General features: G+C 73.7%; 13 protein-coding genes. 6 read left to right on the forward strand and 7 right to left on the reverse strand.

All coding sequences use genetic code 11. The annotated features are described in order from the left end of the window. The first annotated feature begins 9 nt into the window (after positions 1 to 9). Positions 10 to 1,977: a phosphocholine-specific phospholipase C gene (locus ACFW3D_RS12890; RefSeq protein WP_500504135.1), complete on the forward strand. Its 1,968-nt coding sequence runs from the start codon at positions 10 to 12 to the stop codon at positions 1,975 to 1,977. Between the two features lie 116 nt (positions 1,978 to 2,093). Beyond that, complete coding sequence (locus ACFW3D_RS12895) at positions 2,094 to 2,873, forward strand: GntR family transcriptional regulator (protein ID WP_500504136.1); 780 nt, start codon at positions 2,094 to 2,096, stop codon at positions 2,871 to 2,873. 760 nt (positions 2,874 to 3,633) lie between these two features. Here ACFW3D_RS12895 and tmpA read toward each other — a convergent pair. After that, positions 3,634 to 5,274 (reverse strand): 2-trimethylaminoethylphosphonate dioxygenase, encoded by a 1,641-nt coding sequence (gene tmpA / locus ACFW3D_RS12900; protein WP_500504137.1) that lies wholly within the window; start codon positions 5,272 to 5,274, stop codon positions 3,634 to 3,636. Between the two features lie 207 nt (positions 5,275 to 5,481). Here tmpA and ACFW3D_RS12905 point away from each other — a divergent pair, with 207 nt between their 5' ends. Continuing rightward, positions 5,482 to 6,153 (forward strand): enoyl-CoA hydratase-related protein, encoded by a 672-nt coding sequence (locus ACFW3D_RS12905; RefSeq protein WP_500504138.1) that lies wholly within the window; start codon positions 5,482 to 5,484, stop codon positions 6,151 to 6,153. 52 nt (positions 6,154 to 6,205) lie between these two features. On the opposite strand, the gene ACFW3D_RS12910 is transcribed toward ACFW3D_RS12905, so the two are convergent. Together ACFW3D_RS12910 and ACFW3D_RS12915 are read right to left on the reverse strand one after the other, a co-directional pair. Next, a complete protein-coding gene (locus ACFW3D_RS12910) occupies positions 6,206 to 6,934 on the reverse strand; it encodes an SMI1/KNR4 family protein (RefSeq protein ID WP_500504139.1) in 729 nt (242 codons plus the stop codon). A gap of 152 nt (positions 6,935 to 7,086) precedes the next feature. Continuing rightward, the gene (locus ACFW3D_RS12915) at positions 7,087 to 7,485 is read right to left on the reverse strand and encodes a YybH family protein (RefSeq protein ID WP_500504140.1); all 399 of its coding nucleotides are present in this window, start codon (positions 7,483 to 7,485) and stop codon (positions 7,087 to 7,089) included. Between the two features lie 142 nt (positions 7,486 to 7,627). Here ACFW3D_RS12915 and ACFW3D_RS12920 point away from each other — a divergent pair, with 142 nt between their 5' ends. After that, positions 7,628 to 8,230, forward strand: coding sequence for a GNAT family N-acetyltransferase (locus ACFW3D_RS12920; protein WP_500504141.1), 603 nt, complete (start codon positions 7,628 to 7,630; stop codon positions 8,228 to 8,230). A 9-nt stretch (positions 8,231 to 8,239) separates the two neighbouring features. Here ACFW3D_RS12920 and ACFW3D_RS12925 read toward each other — a convergent pair whose 3' ends face one another. Together ACFW3D_RS12925 and ACFW3D_RS12930 are read right to left on the reverse strand one after the other, a co-directional pair. Next, positions 8,240 to 8,428: a DUF4236 domain-containing protein gene (locus ACFW3D_RS12925; protein ID WP_326570932.1), complete on the reverse strand. Its 189-nt coding sequence runs from the start codon at positions 8,426 to 8,428 to the stop codon at positions 8,240 to 8,242. A 96-nt stretch (positions 8,429 to 8,524) separates the two neighbouring features. Further along, on the reverse strand, positions 8,525 to 9,265 hold the full coding sequence (locus ACFW3D_RS12930) for a TetR/AcrR family transcriptional regulator (protein WP_500504142.1): 741 nt from the start codon (positions 9,263 to 9,265) through the stop codon (positions 8,525 to 8,527). Between the two features lie 61 nt (positions 9,266 to 9,326). On the opposite strand from ACFW3D_RS12930, the gene ACFW3D_RS12935 reads away from it, so the two are divergent. Next, positions 9,327 to 10,751 carry a hypothetical protein gene (locus ACFW3D_RS12935; RefSeq protein WP_500504143.1) on the forward strand — a complete coding sequence of 475 codons (1,425 nt, stop codon included), beginning with the start codon at positions 9,327 to 9,329 and terminating at the stop codon, positions 10,749 to 10,751. A gap of 28 nt (positions 10,752 to 10,779) precedes the next feature. On the opposite strand, the gene ACFW3D_RS12940 is transcribed toward ACFW3D_RS12935, so the two are convergent. Further along, positions 10,780 to 11,931 (reverse strand): serine hydrolase domain-containing protein, encoded by a 1,152-nt coding sequence (locus tag ACFW3D_RS12940; protein ID WP_500504144.1) that lies wholly within the window; start codon positions 11,929 to 11,931, stop codon positions 10,780 to 10,782. Positions 11,932 to 12,116: 185 nt separating this feature from the next. On the opposite strand from ACFW3D_RS12940, the gene ACFW3D_RS12945 reads away from it, so the two are divergent. Then, the gene (locus tag ACFW3D_RS12945) at positions 12,117 to 13,379 is read left to right on the forward strand and encodes an NAD(P)/FAD-dependent oxidoreductase (RefSeq protein WP_500504145.1); all 1,263 of its coding nucleotides are present in this window, start codon (positions 12,117 to 12,119) and stop codon (positions 13,377 to 13,379) included. A 63-nt stretch (positions 13,380 to 13,442) separates the two neighbouring features. Here ACFW3D_RS12945 and ACFW3D_RS12950 read toward each other — a convergent pair whose 3' ends face one another. After that, positions 13,443 to 14,033: a TetR/AcrR family transcriptional regulator gene (locus ACFW3D_RS12950; RefSeq protein ID WP_500504146.1), complete on the reverse strand. Its 591-nt coding sequence runs from the start codon at positions 14,031 to 14,033 to the stop codon at positions 13,443 to 13,445. Between the last annotated feature and the right edge of the window lie 53 nt (positions 14,034 to 14,086).

Consider the following 14,086-nt stretch of genomic DNA (forward strand, 5'->3'; position numbering starts at 1 on the left):
CACTCACCCATGACCGAGTTCAGCCGCCGCGCATTCATCGGCACCGCCGCGGGAGCCGCCGCAGCCGTCGGGCTCCCCGGCACGGCAGAGGCCGCCGGGCACGGCCCGCGGCACGGCAGCATCGAGGACGTCAAGCACGTGGTGATCCTCATGCAGGAGAACCGCAGCTTCGACCACTACTTCGGCACCCTCAGCGGCGTACGGGGCTTCGGCGACCGCCAGGCGGCCGTCCTGGGCAACGGCGACCCGGTGTTCCGCCAGCCCGCCCGCGGGCGCGAGGAGGGCCACCTCCTGCCGTTCCGCATGGACACCACCAAGTACAACGCCCAGAACGCCGGCGGCCTCCCGCACGACTGGGACAGCGGCCACTCGGCCGTCAACAACGGCGCGATGGACAAGTGGGTGTCCGCCAAGGGCGAGCGCACCATGGGCTACTTCACCCGCGAGGACATCCCCTACCAGTACGCGCTCGCGGACGCCTTCACCCTCTGCGACGGCTACTTCTGCTCCCTGAACGGGCCCACCGACCCCAACCGCCTCTACCTCTGGACCGGCACCGCCGGCCCCGGCGTCGACGGCACCACCGGCCCGTGGACCGACAACACCCCCGTCACCGGAAACCCGGTGGCGGACTGGACGACCTACGCCGAGCGGCTGGAGGAGGCGGGCATCACCTGGCGCGTCTACCACAACCCCGACGGCTCGGACGACGTCAACGGCGACTACGACGACAACGCCCTGTCGTACTTCAGGCAGTTCCACGAGTTCCCCAAGGACGACCCGCGCTACGTCAACGCCATGACGAAGTTCGACCTCACGGCGTTCGACCAGCACTGCAAGGACGGCACCCTGCCCACGGTCTCCTGGCTGGTGGCGCCGTACCTCTTCTGCGAGCACCCCGACGCCAGCCCCGACTACGGCGCCCACTGGGTGAACACCGCGTTGCAGTCGTTGTTCTCCAACCCCGACGTGTGGAAGCACACCGTCTTCCTGCTCATGTACGACGAGAACGACGGCTACTTCGACCACGTCATCCCGCCGTTCCCCGAGCCGGGCACCAAGGACGAGTTCGCGAACGGCAAGGCCATCGGCCTGGGCAGCCGGGTGCCGCTGTGGGTCGTGTCTCCGTGGTCGCGCGGCGGCTGGGCCAACTCCCAGGTGTTCGACCACACGTCGGTGCTGCGCTTCCTCGAGCGGGTCACCGGGGTGAAGGAGCCCAACATCTCCGACTGGCGGCGCACCGTCTGCGGCGACCTCACCAGCTGCTTCGACTTCACCAAGCCCGACTACAGCATCCCCGCACTGCCGGACACCGTCGCGCTGATGGCCAAGGCCGACGCCAACAAGTCGCTGCCCGCGGTGAAGGTGCCGGACCGTTCCACCATGCCCGGGCAGGAGGAGGGACGGCGGCCGCACCGCCCGCTGCCGTACCGGCCGTGGGCCGACGTGACCGTCGACCGCGCCACGGGCAAGGTCACCTGCCGGCTCACCAACGACGGCACCGTCGGCTACCACTTCACCGTGCTGCCCAACACGGCGCTGCCCTTCACCGGCACGCCGTTCACGGTGCCGCCGCGCTCCTCGCGCACCTACGTGTGGGACGCGGCGGCCACCGACGGCCGCTACGACTTCTCCGTGCACGGCGCCGACGGCTTCGTCCGCCGCTTCTCCGGGACGATCGTCCCCGACGGCCAGGACGACGTCGCCGTGCCGGCCGTCACGGCCACCCTGCGGCACGACGGGCGGCCGGAGAACGCGGCCGTCGAGTTCTACCTGCGCAACGACGGCGGCACCGAGGCGGCCTTCACGCTCACGCCGAACGACTTCGCGGGCAGGGAGCAGACCGTGTGGGTCCGGGCGGGCGATCGTACGCGGGTGACCTGGCGCACCGACGGCGGCCGCTACGACGTGACCGTCACCGCGGGCACCGGCACCCGCTTCGTCCAGCGGTACGCGGGAACCGTCCACGCCGTGTGACGCGCGCCGGAGGGGACGGGGACGGGCCGCCGCCCGGCCCCCGTCCCCTCCCGGTAGGGTCGGGGGAACCGGCCGCGGGTGCGGCCCGCACGGCACGAGCAGCGCAGGAGACCACGGTGCGGCAGGAGCAGGGCACCCCGGACGAGGAGCTGCGCTACCGCAAGGTCGCGGCCGGACTCCGCGAGGCGATCATCGCGGGCGAGTACGCCGCCGGCACGAAACTGCCCCCCGAGGGCACCCTCGCCGAGCGCTACGGCGTCTCGCGCGGCACGGTCCGGCACGCGCTGGCCGTGCTGCGCTCGGACGGCCTGGTCACCTCGCGCCGCGGGACCCGCCGCACGGTCCTCGGCGGCCCGCGGGCGCAGAGCTTCTCGGAGCTGCTGAGCTTCACCAACTGGGCCCGGTCCATCGGGGAGACCCCGGGCGGCCGGGTGGACAGCGTGGTGCGGCGGCCCGCCGAGCCCTCGGAAGCCGGTCAGCTCGGCCTGGAGGACGGCGCCGAGGTCTACCTGGTGCTGCGGGTGCGGACCCTGTCCGGGGAGCCGGTGATGGTCGAACGCTCCCTCTACCCGGCCCGGATCGGCGCGCTGGTGGCAGCACTGCCGCCCGACACCGTCTCCCACACCGAGGCACTCGTCGCCCACGGCGTGCTGTTCACCGACGCCGACCACACCATCGACCTCGCATGGGCCGACGCCGACGACACCCGCCTCCTGGACTGCCCGCCCGGGCAGGTCCTGCTGCGCGAGCGGCGCCGCACCACCGATCCCGAGGGGGCGCCGGTGGAGTGGTCCGAGGACCGCTACCTGCCCGGCACCATCGCCTTCACGGTGCACAACTCCGTGGCGGCCTCCACCCTCGGCCGCCGCCACAGCCCCCGCCCGGAACGGGGCTGACCGTCCCGGAGCCGCGAGCAGGCCACCGGCTTGCTGCTGCCTCTGCTGCCTGGGCACCTCGGTGGGGTGGGGCGGAGTGGGGGCGTGGTGCCGCCGGTGTTCGGCGGTCGCGCCGTCTCGCTCCCTGCGGTCGCACAGCGGCGGGCTGCGGATGGGGAGGGTGGGGGCGGGCCTTCGCTGCGGTGTGCGGGCGGGTGGTCGGCGGGGGTTCAGGCGCCGGAGCGGGGTCCCTCTCCGGTGGCATCGGTCTCGTTTCCGTCCGCGGGTACAGATGGCTGGTTGCCACGCCCACTCTTCGTGGGTGGCGCGCCTGCCGTGACCTGCGTCTGCGGGTGATTCTCCGGCAGGCACCCGGCTTGGGGGGTGTCTTTCCGAGATCGGGCTCTGTTCCGCCGAACATATCGGCGAAAGCGAGCCCGATGTCCCGCTCGCCCTTCGACAGCACCTCGAATCATCCGCAGACGCCGGTTACGGCGGGCGCGCCCACCATCCACCGATGGCGTGGAAGCGGCCATCTGTACCCGCTGACGGCAACGAGACCCCCGCCACCAGAGAGGCACCCCGCTCCGGCGCCTGAACCCCCGACACCCACCCGACCGCACACCGCCGACCAACCCCAGGCCGCCACCCTCCCCATCCGCAGCACGCATCCTTGCGACCGAAGGGAGCGAGACGGCGCGACAACCAAACCACCACCGCCACCACCGGAGCCACCCCCGCCTCCTCCTGGCCCGAACCCGGCCGGCACCTCCGCAGGGCTCTAGCCGCGCATCAGCGCGGTCAGCAGCGGGAGGAAGTGCTCGAAGGGCGGCGTGACGGCGTCCGGGTCCTTCGCCTCCTCGTCCCAGCGGCGGACGGCGACCGCGTCCGCCGCGCCCGGCAGCCCGGCGAACTCCGCTGCCTGACGGGGTGTCATGACGCCGCCCTGGACCTCCAGGGTGTACTTGGAGGCCTCCGACAGCCGGTCGTGGTAGCCCGGCTCGACGGCGCAGAGGTAGCGCTTGGCCGCGACGTGCAGCCGTACCGGCTCGGTGACCTCGGGGCCGAACCAGCGGCCGAGCAGGTCGGCGCCGGTGTGGCTGTGCCGGTTGTCGTGGCCGGCCATCAGGTCCCGGCCGGTGACGACCTCGCCCTCCACGTGCCCGATGTCGTGCAGCAGCGCGGCGGCCACCAGGTGCGGCGGGGCACCGGCGGCCTCGGCCCGGGCTCCCGCCTGCAGCATGTGCTGGGCCATGGTGACGGGTTCGCCCAGGTACTCCGCCGAGACCGCGCCCGCGAACAGCTCGGCGAGCGGCTCCAGGGTGTCCGTACGGCGCAGCACGGCCAGGGTGCTCGCCAGCCCGTCCAGGTCGGCGTAGCAGCCCTGCAGGTGGCGCGCCCCGTCCTGGGCGAAGGCGGTACGGGCGTGCAGCAGCCGGGTGTTGTCGAAGACCAGGCAGTCGCCGGGCGCGAGCCGCAGGTCCAGCTGCAGCTCGGGGCGGAGCAGCAGCTCGGCGAAGGTGCGGTAGGCCGCGTAGAACGCCTCCAGTTCGTCCGCGGCCATGCGCAGCGTGCCGATCGAGCGGTTGTTGAAGCGCACCTCCCGTACCCGGCCCAGTGGGTCGGTGCCGATCAGCGGTCGGTCGGCGCGCAGTTCGGTCCCCGCGTCGCGGAAGACGAAGGGCACGGGTGTGCGGGTGAGCACGTCGAACGCCTCGGGGTTCTCGCGGCGCAGCAGTGCGGCCGCCGCGAAGCCGTCGACGAGGCCGGAGTCGCCGCCGGCCGCGTCGTTGACCAGGCAGTGCAGCAACTGGAGCGTCGGAACGGGGTCCCGGTACGGGTTGTCGGTGTGCGGCGTGATGGCGGCCGAGGTGAAGGCCAGGTTGTTCGGGTCCGGTTCGACGCGCACGTCGAAGAGCTTTCCGTAGTTGGTCTCGCGGACGTACCCGAAGGTCTCCGCCACCTCGAGCACCTGCCCCTCCCGCCCGGGCACACCGCGCAGCAGCATGAAGCCGAGCCGCAGCACCGACTCCAGCATCCGGGCGCGAACGCCCGGCTCGCCGAGGTACTCCTCCCAGCCGGCCTCGGGCAGCCGCCCGGGGACGTCGCGCGCGGTCCACAGCTCCTTCCCGGCCTCGGTGCGCAGGTCACCGTGCCCGGTCCGGCCGGGCCGGAAGGCCTCCAGCCACGTCAGCGGATACGTCGAGCGGTGCCCGTCGGGTTCCCAGACCACCTCCACGGCGGCGGACCCGCCGTCCCCGGCGGCGTCGGCCGCCGAGCCCACCCGCAGCCCGGCGGGCAGGGCGACGATCTGGAACAGCTTCTGCCCGGACCGCGGGTCGCGGCACTCGGCGCAGGGGCAGTTGTCACGGAGCCACATCGCCGGCAGATCACCGACGGGGAAGCTGGGAAGGGCGGACACGGTCACTCCTCGGGGGAAAAGTTGTATAGCCAACTTCTCCGACCGTCACAGGCGGAGGCGACAGGGAGGTGACCCCGGCATGGCGCGGCGGCGAACACCCCGGCACGCAAGGAGGGGGACACCCGGCGGCGTTGCTTGTAGCATGGCAAGGCAGTTACCGACCGGTAGGTACGTCGGTGAGGGAGCGGGACCACCCAAGGAGCAGACATGCCCACGCTCGACCGCCAGGACGACGTCTTCATCCTCGACCTCGGGGACACCGAGAACCGCTTCCATCCGGACTGGCTCGCGTCCGTCGACGCGCTCCTCGACGAGGTGGAGAAGGCGGAGGGGCCGCGGGCCCTGGTCACCGCGGCGACCGGCAAGTTCTGGTCCAACGGACTCGACCTGGAGTGGCTGTTCGCCCATGCCGACCAGGCCGGCGCCTACGTCACCGGCGTACAGGCGCTGCTCGCCCGTTTCCTGACGCTGCCGGTGGCCACCGTCGCCGCCCTGCAGGGCCACACCTTCGCCGCGGGCGCGATGCTTTCCCTGGCCCACGACTTCCGCGTGATGCGGGCGGACCGCGGCTACTGGTGCCTGCCCGAGGCGGACATCGACATCCCCTTCACCCCGGGCATGTCGGCCCTCATCCAGGCCCGCCTGCACCCGCAGACGGCCCACGAGGCCATGACCACAGCGCGCCGTTACGGCGGCCTCGACGCGCTGGCCGAGCGCATCGTGGACGGTACGGCGGGCGAGGACGAGGTCCGCGAGGCGGCCGTCGCCGTGGCCCGTCCCCTGGCGGGGAAGGCGGGCCCGACCCTCGGCACGATCAAGACCCGCATGTACGGCCCCGCGCTGGAGGCCCTCCGCCAGGAGGACGTGCCCCTCGGCTGAGCCGGTACGCCGAAGGCCGCCCGGACCGACCGGGCGGTCCGGGCCGCCGGGTTCAGCGGGGGTCGTCCAGCCAGTCGCCCGGGAGGTCGTCGCGCACCCGGTCGAGCGCCTCCGCGGTGCGGGCCCGCGCCGACAGCCAGGTGCGGTCGTCCTCGCGGAGTATGACGTCGGTCCCGGCGTACCAGCGCGCGCCCAGGCCCTCACCGGGCGGGTAGGCGGGGAACGGCAGCGGGGTGAACCGGCCGCCCAGGGCCTCGAACTGGCCCTTGTCGACGACCTCGCGGGAGTCGCCGAGCTCGGACGGTTCGTGCAGCGACTCCGACAGGACGATCTCGACGCACGCCCACGAGAAGCGGTCCAGCCACGCCGACCACCGCTCGGCCTCCTTGTCCGCGAGGTCCGGCTTCATGACGACCGGCGGATCGGGCTTGTGGAGGTCGGTGAGGAGGATGCCCCACGACGCGGCGCCCTGGTTCTCGTACCGGAAGACCAGCGCCTCCTCGCGGGAGTCCACGTGGAGCTCCGCCGGGGCGAGCAGCCTGTCGTGATTGCTGGTCAGGTCGGCGCGCCGGCCGAAGAGCCGGTAGGCGTCGCGCAGTACGGCGGGGAGGGCGAGGCCCAGGCGCTCCTCGGCGGCGGCCAGTTCGGGCTCACCGTACCCGTCGCCGTCCCGCAGGGGCGAGAGCCAGTGTGCGGCGAAGCGGCGCACGAACCGCAGGGCCCCGGCCGGGTCGGTCATGCCCGCGGCCAGCTCCCGCCGCACGTCGAAGTCGGCTGTCATGCCGCGCACGTTATCGCGCCGCCGGACCGTGCTCGCCGCCGCGGACCGAGCGCGGCCCGGCGAAGGCCTCGTTCCGGCAGGAGGGCGGCGACGTCCCGCCACCGGTCCGCGTCCTGGACCACGCGGCCGAGGCGACCGCGAGGCGGGGCCGGTCAGCCGGCGTGGGCGAAGGAGTGGTGCTCGTGGGCGACCACCCAGCGTCCGTCCCGCTTGCGCAGCCCGAACGTGAGGCGGAGCCGGGCCTCGGGGTCCCGGGCGAAGTCCTCCGCGGTTCCGCAGCGGAGCAGGGCGTGCGCGAACGCGACGTCGCCGCCGACGGTGACCTCCAGGGACACGATCTCGAACGACGCGCCCATGGCCTGCCAGGCGAAGAACGGCGGCCACACCTCCCGGTACGCGGCGAGGCCCCGGACGCCGTCGTGGGGCGGCGGCACGTCGAACATCACGATGTCCTCCGCGTGGCCGGCGACCACGGCCCCGAGGTCGCCCCGGTGCACCGCCTCCGCCCAGTGCTCGATCAGCGCCCGGATCCGCGCCTCGTCGTCCCGCATGGTGCCCGCCCTCCCGTGCCGCCGGTGCGGCGGCCACCGTCCGTCGTCATCCTGTCACCCGTGAGTGACGGGACGTGTGGGGCGCGTGGGCGGGAATCCGCGAGTTGGTGCGGCGGCGTGCCCGCCGGATTAGCGTGCGGATATGGCAGTACGCTTCCCCGCTTCGGTCACCATCGACGGCCGGTACGCGCGGCTGGTCCCGCTCTCGCCGCTGCACGTCCCGGCGCTGTTCGCCGCGGCGCGCGCCGACGAGGGGATGTGGCGCTGGCTGTCGACGACGCCACCCGGTTCACCGGGCGAGATGGCCTCGCTGGTGGAGCAGCGGCTGGCGCAGGCCGCCGCGGGCGAGTCCGTGGTGTTCGCGGTCGTCCCGCACGCCACGGAGCGCCCGTCGGGCTGGGCCGCGTACATCGACATCTCGGTCGTCGACGAGCGCGTGGAGATCGGCTGGAGCTGGCTGGACCCGGCCCTGTGGGGCAGCCCGGTGCACCTGGAGACCCACTTCATGCTGGTCTACTACGCCTTCGAGGACCTGGGCTTCGGTCGCGTCCAGTGGCGCCTGGACGACCTCGACGTGGCGACGCAGGACGCGGTGTCCCGCATCGGCGGCATCCGCGAGGGCGTGCTGCGCCGGCACTGCCGCCGGGTCGACGGATCGTGGCGCGACACCGTGTACTACTCGCTGGTCGCCACGGAGTGGCCGGCCGTGCGGGAGCGCTGGATGGCGGGCTGGATCCTCGAATGACGACGGGCGTCAGTGCCCCTTGCGCGTGCGCCGCCAGGAGAACGGCCCGGGGAGGTCGACGGATTCGGTGCGTTCACCGCGGGTGTTGACCGTGTGGTGGACGCCCTTGCTGCCCGTGGTGATGGACAGCGAGCGCTTGTTGATGTTCAGGCGGACGCCGGGCAGGATCCGGAACGACTTGCGGAAGCGAAGAGGCACGTCGTGCTCCTTTCCGAGAGTTCGGTCTGGAGTACGTGTGCCCTGCTGACGGCCTTTCAACGGGGTCTTTCCTCAGGCGAGTCGGGGACGCCCGCGTCAGGCCGGGCGGCCGCCCCGCGGCAGGCGAGTGGCGATGCCGTCGATCAGGAACCCCAGGCTGAGCTCGAACTGCTCGTCGAGCCCGGGTCCGGAGGGTGCCGCCATCCACCGCGCGAGCAGCGGGTGCCGCCCGCCCCCCGCGGCCAGTTCGCGCGCGGCGGTGACGGCCGCGGCGAGCTGCCCCGGGGTGCGGATGCCATGGCGGCGCCGCATCGCGAGCTCCTCGGCCTCCTGCTGGGCGCTGCCGAGGACGTGCCGGTCGAGGAGCGCCGCGTAGGTCATGGCCTCGCCCAGCGTGGCGCCGCGGCCCACGAGCACCTGGAGGACGAACTCGGTGCGGCGCATCATGTGCGGCCCCAGCGGCGGGCGCGTGGGGGCGAGCTGGGCGAACCACAGGTGCCGCTTGACCGCGGCCCAGCTCCCTGTGGCCACCGCGTGCAGATCGCCCCGCCAGTCCTCACCCGGCGCGGCGGGCAGCGGGATCTCGGCCGTGACGGCGTCGAGCATGAGGTCGACCAGGCCGTCCTTGCTCATCACATGGCGGTAGAGGGCCATCGGCGTGTACGGCCCGAGCCGTTTGGCCACCGCGGCCATGGTCAGGGCCTGCGGCCCGCCCTCGTCGGCGACGGCGATCGCGGCGCGCACGATGTCCTCCCGCTCCAGCGGGCTCTGCCGGCGCCGCGGCGCGGGCCGCGTCCAGATCAAGGGGGCCGGGGCGCCCTCAGGGGTCTCCTTCACGAGGGGAGTTTATAACGTCAGCTAGAGTATATGGCGTATACGCAAGAGTGAGGGAGCAGTCATGGGCCAGTCCACCGCCCCGGCCGGGATCCGCCTCGGTGTCGTCCGGGGCATCAGCTACGGCATGTTCGGCGCGCCGGACAGCTTCGTCCCCGAGACGCGGGGGCTCGGCGCGACGCTGGTGCGCGTCTTCCTCTACTGGGGCCAGGTCGAGCCGGAGCCCGGCCGGTACGACTGGTCCGCCGTCGACGCCGTCCTCGGGCAGCTCGACCCGGCGACCGAACTCTGGGTCACCGTCTGTTCCAGCTCCCCGTGGGCGACCCGGCAGCCGGCCGGATTCCTCCCGTCCTCACCGGCGCTCGACCCCGCCGGTTACGAGCGCTTCGTCGGCGACCTGGTCGCCCGGTGCGGGGGCCGCGTCGACTACTGGCAGTGCGGCAACGAGCCCAGCAACACCGGACTCCTCTGGGCCGGCACCGCGCCGGAGTACGTGGCCCAGCTCACCGCCTTCCACCGCGCCGTGCGGGCGGCCGACCCGGCCGCCGCGGTCGTCCTCGGCGGCTGCGGCTTCGACGTGCTGTCCGGTCCCGCGGACAGCGAGGCCCGGCGGTTCTTCGACCACGTCGTCGAGCACGGCCGCGAGGCCTACGACCTCTTCGACGTCCACCTGTACGGCGACCCGCACGCGATCCCGGACCAGGTCGCCCAGGTGCGTGCGATGATGCGCCGGCACGGTGACGAACGCCCGGTGGTGGCGGGGGAGTACAACGGCCCCACGCTCTTCGAGTTCCCCCGGGCCCAGGCGGAGCTCGAACGGGCGATGACGGCCGCCTTCACCGGGGCGGCGGAGCCGGGCGAGACCCCGGACCGCGCGACGATGCGCCTGCTCTACGAACACGCCCCCGAACTCCCGCCGGAGCTGCGCATGTTCATGGAGGACTGCGCGCCGGAGCTCGCCGCCCGCCGCGACCGCGTCAACTGCCGCCAGATCGTCACCCGCACCCTCCTGGCCCTCGCCTGCGGCCTCACCCGCACCGCCTGCTGGAACCTCGCCCCGGAGATCCCCGGCTACCGCGACCGCCTCAACCTCATGGGCTTCCTCTTCGGCAGGCTCGCCCTGATGGACTACGAGGGCACCGCGCCGACCCGGCGCCGCCCCTCCGCCGACGCCTTCGCGCTGCTGACCGCGCACCTCGACGGCGTCACGGACGTCCGCCGCCTCACCACGGAGGACCACCCCGGCCTGTACGCCTTCGAGGTGGCCCGGGAGGGCCGCGGCCCGCTCCGGGTCCTGTGGCGTTCCGGCGACCCCTTCACCGGCGAGGACGACCCCGCGATCCTCGTCGACATCGCCTGGCCCCACGCCGCCGCCCACGCGGCCGACGTCTTCGGTGCCGACGTCCCGCTGCGCCGCGCCGCGGGCACCGTCGGCGTCCCGCTCTCGGTCACCCCGGTCTTCCTCTCGACGGAACCGCGGGAGGCGTGACCGGAGGGCGCCCCGGGGCCCCGTCGGCTCAGGCCCCGGCCGCGTGGCGCCAGAAGGCCCGCATCGTCGCGGGTGCGGCCGGGCCGGCCAGTTCGACCTGGGTGAGCAGCACCGTGATCGTGTCCGTGGCAGGGGTGATGTGACCCGCCGTGCCGGTGCCGCCGATCCAGCCGTAGCGTCCCGGCACGTTCCACGGGTCGACGGCCACCACGTCCACGGAACCGCCGAAGCCCCAGCCCTGCCCCTCCAGGAAGATCTCGTTCGCGGCGCGCTCGGCGGGCGGCAGGTGGTCGGTGGTCATCAGACGCACGGACTCCGCCGACAGCAGCCGGCGGCCCCCCGCGGTGCCGCCCGAGAGGAGCATCCGGCCGAAGGCGTACCAGTCGTCGACGGTCGACACCAGGCCGCCCGCGCCGGACGGGAACGCCGGAGGGCTGCTCCACTGCCCGTCGGGCGCGTCCACCAGCTCCAGCCCTCCCCGCGGATCCGGACGGTAGTAGCCGGCGAAGCGGCCGAGGTCGGCAGGGGGCACGGTGAAGCCCGTGTCGGTCATGCCGAGCGGTTCGAAGATCCGCTCGGCCAGGAACTCGGGCAGCGGACGGCCCGACGCCCGGGCGACCAGGACGCCCTGGATGTCGGAGCAGGTGTTGTAGAGCCAGGCCTCGCCCGGCTGGTGCAGCAGCGGGATCCCGGCCAGTGCCGCCATCCAGGCGTCCGGCGCCATGACCTGCTGGGGGCGCGGCGGCCCCTGCTTCAGCTCGCCGAACAGCGGGGCGAGCGCGGGCAGGGAGAAGTCCGCGGGGAAGCCGTAACCGGCACGCGAGGCCAGCAGGTCCAGGACGGTGATGGGCGCCGCGGCCGGCACCACGTCGTCGAGCGGGCCCGCCGGGGTGCGGACGACCACGGGCGAGGCCAGTTCCGGCAGCCACGCGGCGACGGGGTCCGACAGGGCGATCCGTCCGTCGTCGACGAGCATCATCACCGCCGCGGCGACGACCGGTTTGGTCATCGAGGCGATGCGGAAGACCGATTCCCTGGTCACGGGGGCCGGGTCCGTGAGGCCCAGGGTCCCCACGGCCGCCACCTCGACCCGGTCGCCGTGCGCCACGAGGCCCACCGCTCCCGGCACCGATCCGTCGTCCACGAACGCCTGCAGGACGTCGCGCAACTGCGGCTCCATCGCTCCACCTTCCCTCGGGTGTCCCTCCCGTAGGGGGACTCCCGTCGCGGCGCGGACTCATCGGTCCGCCGGGGCCGGGCGCCCCCGTTCGGCGGTGTGTTGCAGGGACCGGCCCCGGGCACCCGCGTAGCGTACGGAAAGCCGCCCCGTACCGGGGTGTACACGGAGGAAAGGGCACCGGATCCATGCAGCAGGAGCGCGGTGGCCGCTGTGACGTGATCGTGGTCGGGGCGGGCGCCGCCGGACTGGCGTGCGCGGCGGATCTCGCCGTGGCGGGCCTGACGGTGCGGGTGCTGGAGGCCTCGGACGCCGTCGGCGGGCGGATGCGCACCGACCGGCACCGCGGTTTCCTCCTCGACCGCGGCTTCCAGGTCTTCAACACCTCCTACCCCCAGGTGAAGCGGCGCCTCGAACTGGAGCCGCTGAGGCTGCGGCCGTTCACCCCCGGCGTCCTGGTGCACACCTCCCGCGGGCGGCTGCGCTTCGCCGACCCGACCCGCCCGCCGTACGCGACCGCCGACCTGCTGCCCGGACGGCTCGCGTCGGGGCGCGACCTGGTGGCGCTGGGGGTACTGAGCGCCCGTGACATGGTGCTGCCCGCGGGAAGGCTGCGCGCGGGAGCGGACACCACGACGCTCACCGCGCTGGCCGCCGCGGGCATCTCGCCCGAGCTGGTGGAGACCCTGTTCCGGCCGTTCCTGTCCGGGGTGTTCCTGGAGGACGAACTGGAGACCTCCAGCCGCTTCTTCCACTTCGTCTGGCGCAGCATGCTGCGCGGCACCCTCGCGCTGCCCGCCGAGGGGATCGGCGCCGTACCCGCGCAGCTCGCCGGACGGCTGCCGGGGGGAACGGTCCGCACCGAGGCCCCCGTGCGCGAACTGACGGTCGACGGCGTGCTGCTGGAGGACGGCACCGGCATCGCCGCGCCCGTCGTGGTGGTGGCCACCGGACCGGGGGCGGCCGCACGGCTGCTGCCCGGCCTCACGACCCCGCCGACGCGGACCGTGACGACCTACTACCACGCCGCCGACGGTTCGCCGCTCGCCGAACCGACGCTGATGGTGGACGAGCGCCGCCGCTTCCTCAACACCGTGGTCCTCACCGAGGTGCAGCCGGGACTCTCCCCGGACGGCCGCGCCCTGGTGGCGACCTCCGTGCTCGGCGCGCCGGGGCCCGCGGACGAGCCGGCCCTGACCGCGGCGCTGTCGGACGTGTACGGGGCGGACGCCGCCTCCTGGGAGCCGCTGCACCGCTGCACCGTGCGCGAGGCGCTGCCCGCGATGCCGGCGCCGCATGCGATGACCCGTACCACCCGCTTCGCCCCGGGACGTCATGTGTGCGGTGACCACCGGGCGACCGGCTCGCTGCAGGGCGCGCTGGCCTCGGGCACGCGGGCCGCCCGCGAGGTGCTGGCGGACCGCCGCCGGGCGGCGACGCGGCTGCGCTGAGGGGCTGAGGGGCTGGGGCGCTGAATCGCTGAAGGGCCCGGGCGGCGGCGGGGCGTGCGGCGCTCAGTCGATCGCGGCGTCCACGAGGACGGTGGCGATCGCGCGGGCGTGGGCGCCCGGCCCTGTCGTGTTCAGCGCGGTGCTGCGTGCGACCGCGCCGTCGTACAGCAGGGCGAGCCGTTCGCCGAGCTCCTCGGGGTCGCGGGCGCCCGCCTGCCGTGCGAGGGCGGTCAGCCGGCGGGCGAACTCGGTCTTGTAGGCGGCCACCAGCACGTGGACCGGGTGGCCGGGGTCCGGGATCTCGACGGCGGCGTTGAGGAAGGGGCAGCCGCGCAGCGGGCCGTCCGTCGTCCGCGGCCGCCAGTCGAAGATCGCCAGGAGCTGTTCCCGCGGGTCCGGGCCGGGCTCGCCGGGGGTCGCCTCCGCGGGGAGCAGACCGTCCTCGAGCGCGGTCAGGTACGCGTGGACGAGGTCGTCCTTGCCGGCGAAGTGCGTGTACAGGGTGCGCTTCGACACGTTGGCGACGGTGGCCAGCTGGTCCATCCCGGTCGCGTTGACCCCCTGGGCGGTGAACAGCTCCGTCGCCGCCTTGAGGATCCGCTCCCGGGCGCCTCGGCCGCTGCGCCTGCGTACGGGGGAGGGTGCTTCGCTCATGCCTCAAGGATACCGATCGTTTTACTTCACCGGAAACGGCTGCTACGGTGGGG

Source organism: Streptomyces sp. NPDC058864 (assembly GCF_042742985.1).
Taxonomy (GTDB): domain Bacteria; phylum Actinomycetota; class Actinomycetes; order Streptomycetales; family Streptomycetaceae; genus Actinacidiphila.